Source organism: Nitrosospira sp. Nsp11, assembly GCF_900142705.1.
Taxonomy (GTDB): Bacteria; Pseudomonadota; Gammaproteobacteria; order Burkholderiales; family Nitrosomonadaceae; genus Nitrosospira.
The window spans coordinates 124,154-138,906 of record NZ_FRBV01000002.1; the positions used below are offsets into that span (position 1 = coordinate 124,154).

The following is a 14,753-nucleotide window of genomic DNA, read 5'->3' on the forward strand; positions in this document are numbered from 1 at the left end:
GAAGAGGCAGCCATCGCAGAGCATGAATGAATGGAGGAATCTCGGCGTTATTTAATGCAACCGTTGCTCTCCTGTAAACTCTGCTAAAGCCCGAAAACTCATGCCCTAGGCCAAGGAAGCAGGTGAACCGGCTAAGGGTATGCTGGATCTCAGAGCAGGGCGAATGGCAGGCATTGTGGCTTTGGTAATCCCGGCCATGAGGCTCTGCGTATACTGCTGAAGCAGATAACGTAGCGGACTGCCGAGCTCGAATTCTCTTCGGAGATTAGTTGCTTTAAGCCGATAGCCAAAACCGCCGCGCTGCACCACTGCCCGGGTTGGGGTGATTTTTCGGCCCATAAGCATGGAAATGCCGAATACACCTTCGTTGCCGATAACGGCAATTTTCACGGGGTCTTCATTATCGATGATCTTGAGCAGGGAAATAATACCGGTGGTGGGGAAATACACAAGGTCTAATTCGCCACCGTTTTCGTAGACCGCCCATCCTTGAGGCAGGGATACAAGCTCAAGGCAGGATTGCAGCCGCTCGTAATCCTTCTCGGGGAGAGCGGCCAAAAAAAGATTTTGCTTAGGTGTGTGTAGATATGACATTACGTTCCTCTCTATTCGTCTGTCTCGACGAAAACAGTATATGGCCGGCTGATAAGTGCATCAGCGCACGGGGTCTTACGCGCAATTGAAGGATATATACAAACTAAACGATCGTATGTGCGGTGGCCGACAGACGGGTATTACGGAAAGGAATACAAAGGTCTAGCAGGATAATATGCGAGTAGCAATTTTGAGTTGGAATTGAGTGAGAATGTTGCACCGGCACCTTTTTTTTGCAATGTTCTCGTAAGAGACAGATCAAAGCAGCGATCTGTAGAATAGATACAAATAGTATAACCTATCAACTTGCCTGGAGGATGTTATGGCCAAAACCGCCAAAGAAACAAAAGAAAAACTCATTAAAGACTTTCGGTCCGTTATTGCCGATACTGAGGAATTAATGAAATTCGTAAGCAACGAAGGCGGCGGAAAGGCGCAGGCGTTGCGCGACAAGATCGACGACAATCTGAGGGGCGCCAAGGAATATCTGCAAAATATTGAAGGCGCTGTAGTCGACAAATCCAAGGTTGCGGCACGGGTAACCGATGACTATGTACATGAAAATGCCTGGCGGACTATCGGACTGGCGGTTGGGGTTGGTGTTCTCATCGGGCTCTTGATGAGAGACCGGGAATAATCCTCCTTCGTGAAGCCGAATGCTCATGAGGAAGAGCGGATGGTCAAGCCGGAAGCGCAAAGAGAGTTTTGATATTCCGAGTCAGCAGTAGCCTTGACTATCCAGTTGTCTGGCACCATAGAATGGGAGAACTGATCATGAAAATACGGGTGGCTCTTGCCACATTTTCTGTCTTGCTTTTTACGGGAGGTAGCGCTTGGGCAGCCACCTTCAGTAGCTTATATACGTTTGGAGACAGTCTTTCGGATATTGGAGACAGCCCCTCTGCTGCTACGAGCATTTATAAACTCCTCGGTGGCAATTGCGACCCTTCTCATCCCTGCGGTCCTTATTTTCATGGCCGCTTATCGAATGGACCCGTTGCTACGGAATATCTGGCAGGCTCACTTTTTCCCGGCGGAGTGAACAATACCAATTTCCGCAGCTACTCCGTCGGTGGCGCTACATCGGGTGTGGGAAACATCGGGGACGGAGGCAGTGCAACCAAAGAGGGAGGCTTTGACGTACTGGGCGTAGGGTTAAAGCCGTTGCCGGGCATGCAGCGGGAGTTGGAACGTTACTTGGGTGATTCGGGAGGCGTAGCCGACCCCAACGCTTTGTATGTCGTATGGGGCGGCGGGGGTGACTATCTGACACACAATTCTCCCGTTGCCGCAGCGCAAAATATCGGCTCATATGTGGGCACGCTGGCGGCGGCAGGGGCAAGGAATTTTCTTGTCCCGAATAGTGGGGATCTGGGACACACCCCCGAGGCCAGAACCCATGACGATGTAACGCAGGCTCATGCTTACTCGATTGTTTTCAATAATGAGCTGGCAACTCAACTGGGGGACGTGCATTCAGCTTTTCCCGCGGCGGATATTCATCAATTCGATACTTATTCTTTTCTGAATAATATCATTCAGGATCCGGCGGCTTTCGGATTTACCAATGTAACGAATGCGTGCGTCTCCTTGCTTATTCTTTCCTGTGATAATCCTGAGACGCATCTTTATTGGGATAGCGTTCATCCTACAACCTTAGCTCATTCCCTTCTGGGGGCGGCGTTCGCCACCACGGTAACCAGCGCGGTGCCAGAGCCTGAAATTTTCTCAATGTTGGTTGCGGGGCTATTCTTGCTGGGTATCGGCGGGTACAGGCGGTCGGGCCGAGTTGAGCCGGCCAGCGGGGTTTTCCATCGGGAATCTGCCGCCTGAACAGCGTAACTAGACCGAGCCATTCGAAACGGCTGCGACGAGGCGAGGGTGGTCTCATATGCTGGTAACATTCAAGAGCGATGCGTATGCGGATATAATGATGTTTGGAGATGCAGCGCATCGCCTATTGAAAATGATGGGGCATAGCGGAACGGTGCCCAGTGCGATATTGGCCGATGATGTTCCGGCCGCGCTCGATCGCTTGAAGCGTGCTATTGAAGAGGGAAAATCGGGATCGCAGGAACCGGGCACGGAGTCGGGAGACACGGAACCGGATGACCAAATTATAAGCCTGACTTATCGAGCGATACCTCTGATTGAATTACTCACCGCAGCCGCAAAAAAGCACTGTGATGTAATGTGGGATAAAGTTTAAGCTTTTGGCTTACGGTCCTCTTACGGACCAGTCACATGGGCTGGTTTCTCAAGATACAAATCGCCGGTGTCGATACTTTTCTTCCCTTGAGTAGGCATTCCAACCGGCCCCAGTTATCGTTTTTTTCGATACTGAAGCGGATGCAGCGCATTATCAATATCTTCCGGCTATGGTAAATTTTGCTCGTCGGTTGGTCTTCTTCTGACTAGATTGCTGATAGCCGTGATCAATTCAACCGGGTCGACAGGCTTGGGAAGATGATTCTCATAGCCCGCACTCATTGCCCTCGCTCTATCATCCGCTCGAGCGAACGCTGTAAGCGCAATGGCGGGGGTATTGCCGCCCTCTTTCTCAGGAAGATCTCTCACCTCGGCAATAAATTGATACCCGTTTTTTTCTGGCATGCTGATGTCGCTGATAATCACGTCCGGTCGCTCGATCTTTAGAAGTTTCAGGCCTTCAGCAGCACTGGCGGCACTGATCACATTGGCCTTGCATTGAGTCAACATTCGCTTGATGAGTTCACATGCGTCGAATTCGTCATCGACTACCAGCACTTTCAGCCCTGTTAGCGGGGGATTTTTTTCATCGAAGTACTCTCGTAGCGTGGGTGCCGGTTCATTTTTCACATTATCCGCAACAGAGAGCGGCAAATGCACGACAAACGACGACCCTTGTGCGGCCCCTGCGCTTTCTGCCCGAACTGCACCGCCGTGAAGTTCCACTAATTGTTTGACAATGGCCAAGCCCAGGCCAAGGCCGCCGTACTGTCGAGTAAGCGAAGCATCGCCCTGCCTGAAGCGATCGAAAACATAAGGCATGAATTCCGGCGCGATGCCTAGACCCGAGTCGTTGATCCTGATCTCAAGAAAGGAACTTGACTGTTCAACGACAACCTCTATCTTTCCTCCTTTTGGCGTGAATTTCAGCGAATTGGAAAGCAAATTCCAAAAGATCTGCTGGAGACGATTAGGGTCTCCTATGATCGGGCTGATGCGCGGAGCGATTTTTTTTTGCAGAGCCACTCCTTTAGCTTGCGCCGTTGGCTTGACCGACTCAATTGCTGCCTCAATCAAACTGACAACGTCCAGTTGCTGCATATCGAGCCTTACTTTTCCGGAAATTATGCTGCTCATTTCGAGAAGATCTTCTATAAGCTTATTCTGAGCGCGAGCATTTCGTTCGATCGTTTCAAGGCCCCGATGAATATCCTCGTTCTTCATATTCCCGCTCAGGATAAGTTGCGACCAGCCCAGGATCGCGTTAAGCGGGGTCCGCAATTCGTGGGAAAGGGTTGCCAGAAACTCATCCTTGAGCTGGCTGGCCCGCTCAGCTTCATTTCTGGCAACGCGTTCATTCTCGAGAAGCCGTTGTTTTTCTGCGTCCGCCAACGCTAATGCTTCAGCCAGTTTCGCGACTTCATGACTTGTGGCTTTGCCATAACGGCTAGGACGAATACCTCGGGTGACACCGGCCACCTGACGACCGAGTTCCGCCAGAGGTTGCAGTATGCCGAGCCGGGTGTAAAAAACGATTCCCGTCGTAGCAAGGAGAGCGATGAAGATGAGCGTCATTTCAAACATGATCTGGCGCTCGAGCCTGGCAAATCCGAGGTTCGTTTGGGTTTGCATACGTCCGCTGAATAAATCTATGAACTGCTGAATCGGCTGCGCAACCGCTGCTTTTCCGGCAATAAAACGTTCGCTGTACAGCAACCGAATGGCAAATTCCCGGTCTGGCTTACGGCGTTTCGTGAAATTACCCTTGCCGTCATCATATAAGCCCTCAAGGGCAGCAAATGCCTGCTTTTCCAGAATGACCAGCTTTTCGGAATGCTCCAGCGCTTCCTCCAGCAAGGCATATTCCTCATTATTGAAGCCTACCCTGCGAAACATTTCCAGCAAGGGAACGGCCTCGCCTTGTTCGACTGCGGGAGCCCGATGCGCCGCCACAAGATGCCAATAGGTGCTTGAATAATTAAGCGGGCGCGGACGTATTCCGTTGCGGATATCCCATATCTCCATGAAGTAGCGCTTAAAAGCCGGGTCCCCGGTAACCACGTAAGTCCGCGCCATCGTGGTAAGGTCGTCAGAGCTCTGGAGAAGCTCATGGGCAAGCAGAAGCGCCTGAAATTGGTGGCGCTCGCTCTTGTTGAGTTCTTCGCGGATGCTCAGCGAATGGAATACGAGCGCGCCAATACCCGTCAGTAGCAGCACAAGGGCAATGTTGGAAAAACTGGTAAAGTTTCGGATATTCACGGGGAGTCTTCTGTCGTTCTCATCAATATCTACGGTTAAATTTTATACGTCGTGATCCCCAACCTGCCATTTGTTTAAAAGGTATACGGAAATAAGAGTTTATCGTTTCCTGGCTTGCATCCGCCACTATTTCATTCCCCGATCAAAATCTTCAAGCTACTCAATTTCTTCATTTTTATGCAACGCGACTGAAATAAACGAATGTTAAATTCTCTCCTGTGTTTATTACACTAGAGGAAATAAAAGATGTATTCATATCGCGCCCGTTTTATTTTTGCCGTTTTCGCAATCCTGCTCAGTTTGGGCGTAGCAATCGCTGCGCTGCATGATTTCTCCGAGATTAACACTGCTGACTCTACACAAAAAATGTACGAGGATTTCAACAAGGCTTTCTTCAACCACTGGAGAGCACGAACTGGTGTCGAAGTTACGGTTAAACAAGCCCGGAGCAAATCGGGAGTACCGATACGCGCTGTCGTGGACGGGCTTGATGTTGTATCACTAGCATTGTCCTATGATCCGGTGGCGCTGCAAAAAAGCAGCAAATTCATGTTGCCCCATTGGGTGAAGCCCGTACCGCAAAATACACCCTTTACTTCTACTATCGTATTTCTTGTACGAAAGGGTAATCCGAAGGGATTAAGAGATTGGGGCGACCTCACGCGATCGACGGTCGAGGTAATCACATCCGATCCAAAAAATTCCAGCAGTGCTCGCTGGAATTACCTGGCGGCGTGGGGCTATGCGTTCAGGCAGTCGGGCGGAAGCAATACGGCAGCGCTCGAGTTTGTAAGGAAGTTGTTTGCTAACGTCAAGGTGATGGATTCGGGAACGCGAGGTTCAGTCAATACTTTCGCCGAGCGCGGCGTTGGTGATGTGCTGCTGGCCTGGGAGAACGAAGCTCATCTGCTTGCCAAAGAAGGAAATGGAGATAAATTTGAGGTCGTTACGCCATCTCTCTCCATCCTGGCTGAACCTACGGTCAGCGTGATCAATGATGTGCCCGATCAGGCCGGGGCGCACGAGATGACCAAGGCTTACATTGATTACCTCTATTCAACGAAAGCCCAGGATATCGCAGCAAAACACTGCTATCGTCCACGTGATGAGAAGGTGATCGCCAAGTATGCGATGCAATTCCCGCAAATAGAGCTTTTCACTGTCGACGAAGTCTTTGGCGGTTGGAAGGAAGCCCAGAATGTCCATTTCTCCAATGGCGGAGCATTCGATCAGATGCAAGGATCCAGGGCTGATCCTGTCACCGGTGAGGCTGGATAACGGAAAGCTGGTGAATACAACCACAACCACAACCACAACCGCGCGACCTTATCAAGAGGCGGTTAGCCTGGCCGGGAAATTAGGCCTATGACTCAACCCTAGCCATAATGGGCATTGGCGGATATCCTAGAGCCCTGCCAAAGTTCTCCCGAGTCCTATTCAATTCATTCCGAGCTCCGGTGCGCATTCAGGCGAGAACCTTCGTGCGCAGGTTGCCTTGTCGCTTCATCATCATTCCGTCTGTCATTTCAGTTTTCAAGCCGGGCAAATCGTAGTTGCTCAAATTCAGCAGGAAAAAGATTTCCAATTTATGTGCGGCAGCGCACTGAGCTATTGTCGGTGAAGCGTGATGATAGCAACCGAAGGCAGCCAATGTGAAGCATGTGGAGCAAAGTATGCATCACCTTTAGCTGCGAGCCATTGGCAACCTTTTATTGAAATCTACTCTGGAGAAAAACAGCATGAATATTCAAAATAAATTAGTAGTTCTGACCATAACGCTCATCGGTGCATTATCCATTGCTGGCTGCGGCAAAACAGAGGACAAAGGGCCCAAGCCAGCGACAGCACCCGAGTCGACGGCAGCGCCCGAGGCTAAAACCACGGTGGGGACAGACATTGACGACGGCACCATAACGACAAAAGTGAAATCCGCGCTCCTCGCCGATGCGGATGTCAAGGGTTTCGATATCAAAGTTGAGACCCGCAAGGGTGAGGTTCAGCTTAGCGGCTTTGTAGACAATCAGAGCCAGATCGACCGCGCGATAACCATTACGCGGGGGGTCGAGGGTGTCAAAAACGTGGACAATAAGATGAGCCTGAAGATGACCGACACAACCGTGGGCGAAAAAATAGATGATGGAATCATCACTACCAAGGTCAAAGCCGAGTTAATCGCTGAGCCCGGGCTTAACAGCACGGACATTTCTACAGTGACACGCGACGGCGTAGTTCAGCTTAGCGGTTTTGTGGACAACCAGGCTCAAATTGATCGGGCTGGCGAGATCGCGCGGGGAGTCGAAGGAGTGAAGAGCGTCGTCAATGAGCTGAGCATCAAGAAATAAAGCAAGTACCTGTATTCTTTATCGACGTTGGCACATAAGGAGCATTAATATGAACTGGGATCAGGTTGAGGGAAATTGGAAGCAATTCAAGGGTAAGGTCAAAGAACAATGGGGCAAGCTTACCGATGACCATCTTGACAGAATCGCCGGCCGCCGTGACCAGCTTGCGGGCAGGATCCAGGAATCCTATGGAATTACCAAGGAAGAAGCGGAGAAGCAAATCTCCGAATGGGAAAAGAATCAGAAGGATAGTACCTACTAAAGCAGGGAGGGCGGGGTGTCACGTCACGAACAGGCATCCCGCATCGTTGTCAGCATTGAGCGGTTGACGAATCAAGGAAAGCAAAAGCCGCGCTCAAGCCACTGCAAAAGCCGATGCCAAGAAAGGGAATAAGCGTCACCCGGTCCGTGTGTCTAACCAGGGAAATAACGGTGGCATAACCAGGCCGGTGATAAATTCATTAAAAAGGAAGAAATTATCATGCTCTATACAATCGCAGTTGTTCTGATTATCTTGTGGCTGCTGGGATTGGTTAGCTCGTATACGATGGGTGGATTCATCCATATTCTCTTGGTAATCGCCATCGTAGTTATCCTCCTTAGGATTATTAACGGGCGCAAGCCGCTTTAATTACGCTATACACCATGGGCCGGTACTTTAGTAAGGAGACTGGTATGCCGGCGGTGAGCGGTGATGAGCCCGGACGTGCGACCAGAGCCTCATGCCATAGCGAAAAGATACTAGGTTCCTTTAAAGGCTCACTCCCACTCGATCGTCGCGGGTGGTTTGCCCGAGATGTCGTAGACCACGCGGTTGATCCCGTGTACTTCGTTGACGATACGATTGGATATCCTGGCTAGCAGGGTGTATGGAAGTTCCGCCCAGTGTGCGGTCATAAAATCTTCGGTTTGAACTGCTCTCAGCGCCACTACGTATTCATAAGTGCGCCCGTCGCCCATAACCCCTACGGATTTTACCGGCAGAAACACGGCAAACGCCTGAGAGGTTTTCTCATACCAGCCGGAAATACGTAATTCTTCAATAAAGATCGCATCGGCACGGCGCAATAATTCAGCGTATTCTCGCTTTACCTCGCCGAGTATGCGAACTCCGAGTCCCGGCCCGGGAAAGGGATGGCGAAAGACCATGTCGTGCGGAAGTCCCAGCGCCACTCCAAGTTCGCGTACTTCGTCCTTGAATAATTCTCGCAAGGGTTCCAGAAGTTTTAAATGCAGCGTATCGGGCAGGCCGCCCACATTGTGATGCGATTTGATGGTCTGCGCTTTTTTCGTTTTTCCGCCTGCGGATTCGATTACGTCCGGGTAGATCGTACCTTGAGCGAGCCAATGCGCGTTGGGAATTTTCGCGGCTTCGCGCTGAAACACTTCGACGAATTCCCGACCAATGACGCGGCGCTTGGTTTCAGGATCGCCGACGCCTTGCAGGGACCTAAGAAATTCTCCGCTGGCGTCTATGTGGATGACTTTTACGCCAAGATTTCTGCTGAAGGTATCCATTACCTGTTCGGCTTCGTTCATCCGCAGCAGGCCGTTATCCACGAATACACAGGTAAGCTGTTTGCCAATGGCGCGATGAATGAGTGCTGCGGCTACCGATGAATCGACGCCACCGGACAGGCCCAGGATAACCTCGTCCGCTCCTACCTTGGAACGGATTCTGCCGATCGCTTCTTCTATGTAGTCCGGCATGTTCCAGTCATGCCCGGCCCCGCAAATTTCGTGCACGAACCGCGCGATAATGGCCCCGCCCTGCGGGGTGTGAGTAACTTCCGGATGGAATTGTATGCCATAGAATTTTCGCGCCTCATCCGCTATGGCGGCCAGCGGCGTGGAGGCATTGCTGGCCATGGCTTCAAAGCCGGGAGGAAGCGTGGTGACAGCATCACCATGGCTCATCCACACGTCGAGAGTCTGTTTGCCTGCGGTATCGGTACGGTCGTAAATGTCTCGCAGCAGAGCAATTCCGTTTTTCGCCTGTACTTCAGCGTAACCGAATTCGCGCACCCTGGAATTTTCAACCGCGCCGCCTAGTTGCGCGGCCATGGTCTGCATGCCGTAACAAATTCCCAGCACCGGGACACCCAGTTCAAAAACGATCTGCGGAGCCCGTGGCGTTTCAAACCCTGCTACAGAAGCCGGACCGCCCGAAAGAATAATACCTTTCGGCGCAAAATCCCTGATGAATTCAGAACTTACGTCGTATGCATGGATTTCGCAATAGACGTTGCTTTCCCGGACTCGGCGAGCAATCAGCTGGGTATATTGGGAACCGAAATCAAGAATGAGTATTTTTTGATGCATGGCCTGATAGGGTGTGCCGGATATCCGGCAGCTTCAAGTAGAGCGTGAATGCAAAGTTAAAAATGACGTGATAGGAAGCGCGCAGGGTGCGAAATCGCATACGCTTATCCACTCGCAAGGAAAGACAGCCGGCGTGAGCACAATTTGACCAATCAAGCAGCGGTATTTTGAAACTTACTTCGCTACATTAGCAGCTTATTCCACGCGATAGTTTGGTGCTTCCTTGGTGATCTGCACGTTGTGGACGTGAGATTCGCGAATGCCGGCAGAGGTAATCTCGATAAACTCGGCTTTGGCGTGCATGTCGTCAATTGTTTCACAACCGAGATAACCCATACCAGAGCGTAGCCCCCCTATAAGCTGATGGATTACGGCGATAACACTGCCTTTGAAGGGAACACGACCCTCTACGCCTTCCGGTACCAGCTTTTCGGCATTCTGCTCGGCTTGCTGGAAATAGCGATCGCTCGAACCTTGCTGCATGGCAGAAAGTGATCCCATGCCACGGTAGGTTTTATAAGACCGCCCCTGGAATAGCTCGATTTCGCCCGGCGCTTCGCTGGTGCCCGCGAATAGTCCGCCCAACATCACAGAGTTGGCCCCTGCGGCAATGGCCTTGGCGATATCGCCGGAATAGCGGATGCCGCCGTCGGCAATCAGAGGTACGCCAGTGTTTGCCAGCGCATCGGATACGTTCTTGATTGCGGTGATTTGCGGCACCCCGACTCCTGCAACAATTCGTGTCGTGCAGATTGAGCCAGGGCCTATTCCGACTTTTACAGCATCAGCCCCTTGGTCAACCAGGGCTTTGGCGGCAGCAGCGGTTGCGATATTCCCGCCGATAACCTGGATTTGCGGAAACCTTTTCTTTACCCACTGTACCCGGTCAAGTACGCTCTGTGAATGTCCATGCGCGGTATCCACCACGATCACGTCCACGCCTGCTTCGGCTAATGCCTCCGCGCGTTCTTCACTGCCTTCGCCAACGCCAATAGCCGCGCCTACGCGCAGACGCCCAAGGTCGTCCTTGCATGCGTTGGGGTGTTCGGATGTCTTGATTATGTCCTTTACGGTAATCAGTCCACGCAACTCAAAGTTACTATTCACCACCAGAACCCGCTCCAGGCGGTGCTTGTGGAGCAACTTCATTGCCTCCTCGCGGCCGGTGCCTTCGTTTACCGTCACCAGACGTTCTTTCAATGTCATGATGTTCTTGATGGGCTGATCAAGGTTGGTTTCAAAACGAAGATCCCGGTTGGTGACGATACCGACGACTTTTGACCCTTCCACTACCGGTAAGCCGGATATTTTGTATTTCCGGATAAGGTTGAGTACCTCACGCACGGTCATATCCGGCGGGATGGTAATGGGATCTTTCACTATCCCGCTTTCGAATCGCTTGACATTGGCTACATGGGCTGCCTGGGACTCCGCCGACATATTCTTGTGAATAATGCCGATGCCGCCCTCCTGCGCAAGCGCAATAGCAAGCGGGGCCTCGGTCACCGTATCCATGGCGGCCGAAACCAGCGGTATGTTGAGAAAAATTTCGCGGCTAAGACGCGTAGCCAGGTTAACGTTGCGTGGTAAAACCACGGAGTGGGCGGGAAGCAGCAAAACATCATCGAAGGTTAGAGCTTTCTCAACCAGTCTCATGGCATTGATCCTTCACAAAGCGGCATTATAACGAACCCGGTGGATTGTGGCGAATGAACTATATCAAGATGGACGAGCCAGTGTGTCCAAAGCAGCATGCTCGGCCTGTTTGGTACGCGTACGGGGCCAAAATCTTCTATCCGGAAGTTTTTTGCGGACGCATGCAAGAGCCACTCCTTGACGAGGTGCGTTAATCGATCTATAAAGCAAGCAGGCCAATGTTGGCACCAGCGTCAATTTTCTAAGCCTGTTCAGTTCCAGGTGTCCTCAACACCATGTCAACAGCACGTTTTCTCGGGAGCGGTTATGGCGATACATCACGCATCGTCGGGCGAGTTGATCGATATTCGTCCGCTGAAAGACAGCCTCAAAACCACCATCTCAAATGCATTATTCAAGTCCAACCATCTCGAAGTTTCGCGTATGGTTCTTCTTGCGGGCAAGGAGGTGCCTCCCCATCAAATGGCGGGGGAGATGACAATTCAATGCCTGGAGGGATCCGTTGAGCTTATGGTTGCCGGAATGACTCGATCCATGCGGGCGGGCGACCTGGTTTGTCTTGCAGGCTGCGAGACATATGCGCTGAGAGCGGTTGAAGATTCCTCCCTTCTGGTCACGATGCTTCTGCACGTCGCCTAGCGTTTTCTATGCCCATTCCTTCCACACAAGAGGTGACGTAACCTGTCAAAGCCGCTTACATCCCTGAGATACACCTCGACAGACAGCTTTCAAGAAGGGGGAGAAAGATTGGAATCAGTGGTCCTACGTTTTAATCGCGAGTATTAGCCTAAGGAGCCGAATATCATGGTAAGCAAATTCAAAGTCGGCGATCACGTCACCTGGAACTCGGAAGCCGGACACGTCAGCGGAAAGATTATCAAAGTGCATACGAAAGACATCGACTACAAGGGCTATACGCATCATGCAAGCGAGGATGAGCCGCAATATGAGATCAAGAGCGACAAGACCGACCACATCGCAATGCATAAAGGGTCGGCGTTAAAAAAGATAAACAGTTGAGAGACTACTGGTAGTTTCACCGCAAGCTCTTCCTTATCAGTAACAAGGATACAGCAGACGCTAATAAGCTTGGGCGTCCGACGTTCTCGTACCTAATGTGAGAAACAAAATATCCTGCCCTTGAACCTGAATCCAGCAGTTGACCATGTGTGAATCAGGTTGCCTATGGTCTCTCGAACGACGCACGGCCGATCTCACCGCGGGATTCCAGGCGGGCGAGCAGTAGATAAAAGTACAGCATCCCCCGCTGTTGGCCAAGCGTATCCAAAACGCTCTTCGCATCGTACGGCGCAGTGCCGGAGACGAGCGCAATATTACTCGCCACGCTGGTGTCGTTGGCGGGAAACACATCCAGTCGCCCCAAGCCGCGCAGCAAAATGACCGTTGCCGTCCACGGGCCGATTCCTTTTATCTGACAAAGGATGGCTGCCGCATTCAGGCTCTTGCATTGCTCCAGTTTAGCCTTATCGATCCTGCCGGATGTGAGCGCTTCGGCCACGCGCCGCAATGTTGCGATTTTACTGGCGCTAAGCCCGGTTTCGCGCAGAAGATCGTCGGTTGCACGCAAAAAGCTTTCTACAGCTGGAAATACATACAATGGCACGGGTATGGCCTCAACTTTCACTGATTCTCCCAAGGCAACAATCAAGCGACGCATAATCGCAATGGCGGCTTGCAGGCTTAACTGCTGAAACACGATTGCGTTAACGCAGGCTTCCCAGAGGGTGGGATAGCGAGGCGGTTTTACACCCTGCATGCGTTGGACCAAAGGCGCCAGCCATGGGATGGCCTTAGCGGAATGCTCGAAGTCCACGAGGTCATGATCGCAGCCGAGCATCTCCCGGACGAGCCCGAGCAGCTCAGCCTCGTTATTAGTATCACCTTCGATGACGGCAGACAATGAGTTTTGCCGGTTCTGCATGATGCGAACAATCACAGGCTCTGGCGAACCCGCGAGTGCACGTACGTATTGTCCTTCTGGCGTGAGTAGATCAACGATATTTGTCGATAGCCGTCGGAGGACGCTTACCGTAAGATCAAGCCGGTAGGGCGCTACGACGGGAATCTCGTACATTTTCATTGGTATCCCGTCCGGGAAGAAAAAAGAAAGGGAAGCCTGTTCTCTGATCTTGCCGCTTTAAGACCATCATCCAGTGGAAGCGCGTCTAATGATCTGGGCTAAGCTTCCTTGGAAGCTTAGCCCAGAATCTGCGTTTGCTTGCCTGGCAGCGTACGGCTTCACAGCCGGCGGAGCGTATGCTCAGGGCTTGATGATTGGCGCAGGTGTACCCACCTTGACGAATTTGCTGAAAGCGTCGTCAAGCTGCTTCCGGTATAAATTTAATTGGGGGTTTTTCATGTATGCGTCCCCAAGGTCGAGCAGCGTCTTGTTAAAGCTCTCGTCCCCCGTTTGAAGAGACAGGGTTATCGATCCGTTCGTAGCGAGCCGGCTATCCCAGCGTGCGCGCACCTCTGACCAGAAATCGGATGTTCCCTTCCAATAGGCCAATGCGGGCCCGAAGTCGTAGCCTTCAATGCGTCGATAGTCGTTGAAACCGAATTCACGGACCAACGGTATATCTTTGCCATCTTGCATGCGCATGACTTTGGTATTGTCTTGCTCGTGCGCCCAGCCTTGCGGCGTAATCGTTTGGCGATTTTCGGCATTGATCAGCTGATAATCGCTGCGCTTGGTGTATTCGCGCCGGGGTAGCGGCCGCCAGGTGCGCCCGGAGGTCCAGGTCGATATTCCGTATTTGTGATTCCATTTTCCGCTACCGGCATACCGGGGGCCATCGTTTACTTCATAAACCAGTTGCGTCCAGGTGCCAGGTATATCGGCGGCATTGCGCTCCCGCTCCTCGAAGCGTTGATCGCCGACAAATACCCAGTGCTTTGGCGATTCATATATCCAGTCCTGACGCCAGTGTTTGGTAAGGGCACCGCCACCCATAACAAGAATATGCTGGAGCGAGATTCGTCTGCCAGCATCTTCGACCAGCACGACGGACTCAAAACCCATGCTGCGCTTGGGCTGTTTACGCTCATAGCCTGGCTTCAGCACCACCGTCTCCTCAAACCTGAACTGGACTTCATATCCGCCCAGCATTGCAAGAATGGCACGGCGATCGCAGTTGAAAGGGTTTTCACCAGCAGCACAGCCGGCAACCGGACGTTCTACTGTCCGGTACTGCGATGAGTCAGATTTTGCCAAACGGGGTTGACCTGCGCATGCAGTGAGGAGCGAAAGCGTGAGCAAGCATATTGCAAATGAAAACGAGCGTGTCATGAGTTCTCCATACTGGGCCCTGTTTGTCCCATTCTCGATTTGATCCTTTTTTCCGCCGTGGT

General features: G+C 51.8%; 15 protein-coding genes. 9 read left to right on the forward strand and 6 right to left on the reverse strand.

From position 1 onward, the window contains the following. Positions 1-105 precede the first annotated feature (105 nt). A complete protein-coding gene (locus tag BUA28_RS03600; protein WP_176767793.1) occupies positions 106-594 on the reverse strand; it encodes a cyclic nucleotide-binding domain-containing protein in 489 nt (162 codons plus the stop codon). Positions 595-916: 322 nt separating this feature from the next. Here BUA28_RS03600 and BUA28_RS03605 point away from each other — a divergent pair, with 322 nt between their 5' ends. The 3 genes from BUA28_RS03605 to BUA28_RS03615 all read left to right on the forward strand — a co-directional run bounded on the left by BUA28_RS03605 (position 917) and on the right by BUA28_RS03615 (position 2,803). Continuing rightward, positions 917-1,231, forward strand: coding sequence for an ElaB/YgaM/YqjD family protein (locus tag BUA28_RS03605; protein ID WP_072766779.1), 315 nt, complete (start codon positions 917-919; stop codon positions 1,229-1,231). A 137-nt stretch (positions 1,232-1,368) separates the two neighbouring features. Continuing rightward, entirely contained in the window at positions 1,369-2,427 is a 1,059-nt protein-coding gene (locus BUA28_RS03610; RefSeq protein WP_072766780.1) for an SGNH/GDSL hydrolase family protein, read from the forward strand. A 58-nt stretch (positions 2,428-2,485) separates the two neighbouring features. Next, a complete protein-coding gene (locus BUA28_RS03615; RefSeq protein ID WP_072766781.1) occupies positions 2,486-2,803 on the forward strand; it encodes a DUF1840 domain-containing protein in 318 nt (105 codons plus the stop codon). 167 nt (positions 2,804-2,970) lie between these two features. On the opposite strand, the gene BUA28_RS03620 is transcribed toward BUA28_RS03615, so the two are convergent. Next, entirely contained in the window at positions 2,971-5,061 is a 2,091-nt protein-coding gene (locus tag BUA28_RS03620) for a hybrid sensor histidine kinase/response regulator (protein ID WP_072766782.1), read from the reverse strand. A gap of 246 nt (positions 5,062-5,307) precedes the next feature. Between BUA28_RS03620 and BUA28_RS03625 the strand changes: the two genes are divergently transcribed. The 4 genes from BUA28_RS03625 to BUA28_RS15455 all read left to right on the forward strand — a co-directional run bounded on the left by BUA28_RS03625 (position 5,308) and on the right by BUA28_RS15455 (position 8,034). Further along, positions 5,308-6,339 (forward strand): sulfate ABC transporter substrate-binding protein, encoded by a 1,032-nt coding sequence (locus tag BUA28_RS03625; protein WP_072766783.1) that lies wholly within the window; start codon positions 5,308-5,310, stop codon positions 6,337-6,339. A gap of 461 nt (positions 6,340-6,800) precedes the next feature. Beyond that, on the forward strand, positions 6,801-7,403 hold the full coding sequence (locus BUA28_RS03630; RefSeq protein WP_072766784.1) for a BON domain-containing protein: 603 nt from the start codon (positions 6,801-6,803) through the stop codon (positions 7,401-7,403). A gap of 49 nt (positions 7,404-7,452) precedes the next feature. Continuing rightward, positions 7,453-7,665: a CsbD family protein gene (locus tag BUA28_RS03635; protein WP_072766785.1), complete on the forward strand. Its 213-nt coding sequence runs from the start codon at positions 7,453-7,455 to the stop codon at positions 7,663-7,665. 219 nt (positions 7,666-7,884) lie between these two features. Further along, positions 7,885-8,034 carry a lmo0937 family membrane protein gene (locus tag BUA28_RS15455; protein ID WP_143021647.1) on the forward strand — a complete coding sequence of 50 codons (150 nt, stop codon included), beginning with the start codon at positions 7,885-7,887 and terminating at the stop codon, positions 8,032-8,034. Between the two features lie 128 nt (positions 8,035-8,162). On the opposite strand, the gene guaA is transcribed toward BUA28_RS15455, so the two are convergent. Then, positions 8,163-9,725, reverse strand: a complete 1,563-nt coding sequence (gene guaA / locus BUA28_RS03640) for a glutamine-hydrolyzing GMP synthase (RefSeq protein ID WP_072766786.1) — start codon at positions 9,723-9,725, stop codon at positions 8,163-8,165. Between the two features lie 195 nt (positions 9,726-9,920). Next, the gene (gene guaB, locus BUA28_RS03645) at positions 9,921-11,381 is read right to left on the reverse strand and encodes an IMP dehydrogenase (RefSeq protein WP_072766787.1); all 1,461 of its coding nucleotides are present in this window, start codon (positions 11,379-11,381) and stop codon (positions 9,921-9,923) included. 306 nt (positions 11,382-11,687) lie between these two features. Here guaB and BUA28_RS03650 point away from each other — a divergent pair, with 306 nt between their 5' ends. Beyond that, positions 11,688-12,020 (forward strand): cupin domain-containing protein, encoded by a 333-nt coding sequence (locus tag BUA28_RS03650; RefSeq protein ID WP_072766788.1) that lies wholly within the window; start codon positions 11,688-11,690, stop codon positions 12,018-12,020. 165 nt (positions 12,021-12,185) lie between these two features. After that, positions 12,186-12,401, forward strand: coding sequence for a hypervirulence associated TUDOR domain-containing protein (locus tag BUA28_RS03655; RefSeq protein WP_072766789.1), 216 nt, complete (start codon positions 12,186-12,188; stop codon positions 12,399-12,401). 163 nt (positions 12,402-12,564) lie between these two features. On the opposite strand, the gene BUA28_RS03660 is transcribed toward BUA28_RS03655, so the two are convergent. After that, on the reverse strand, positions 12,565-13,482 hold the full coding sequence (locus tag BUA28_RS03660; protein WP_072766790.1) for a DNA-3-methyladenine glycosylase family protein: 918 nt from the start codon (positions 13,480-13,482) through the stop codon (positions 12,565-12,567). A 180-nt stretch (positions 13,483-13,662) separates the two neighbouring features. Beyond that, the gene (locus BUA28_RS03665; protein ID WP_083569858.1) at positions 13,663-14,691 is read right to left on the reverse strand and encodes a DUF6607 family protein; all 1,029 of its coding nucleotides are present in this window, start codon (positions 14,689-14,691) and stop codon (positions 13,663-13,665) included. Positions 14,692-14,753: the final 62 nt, after the last annotated feature.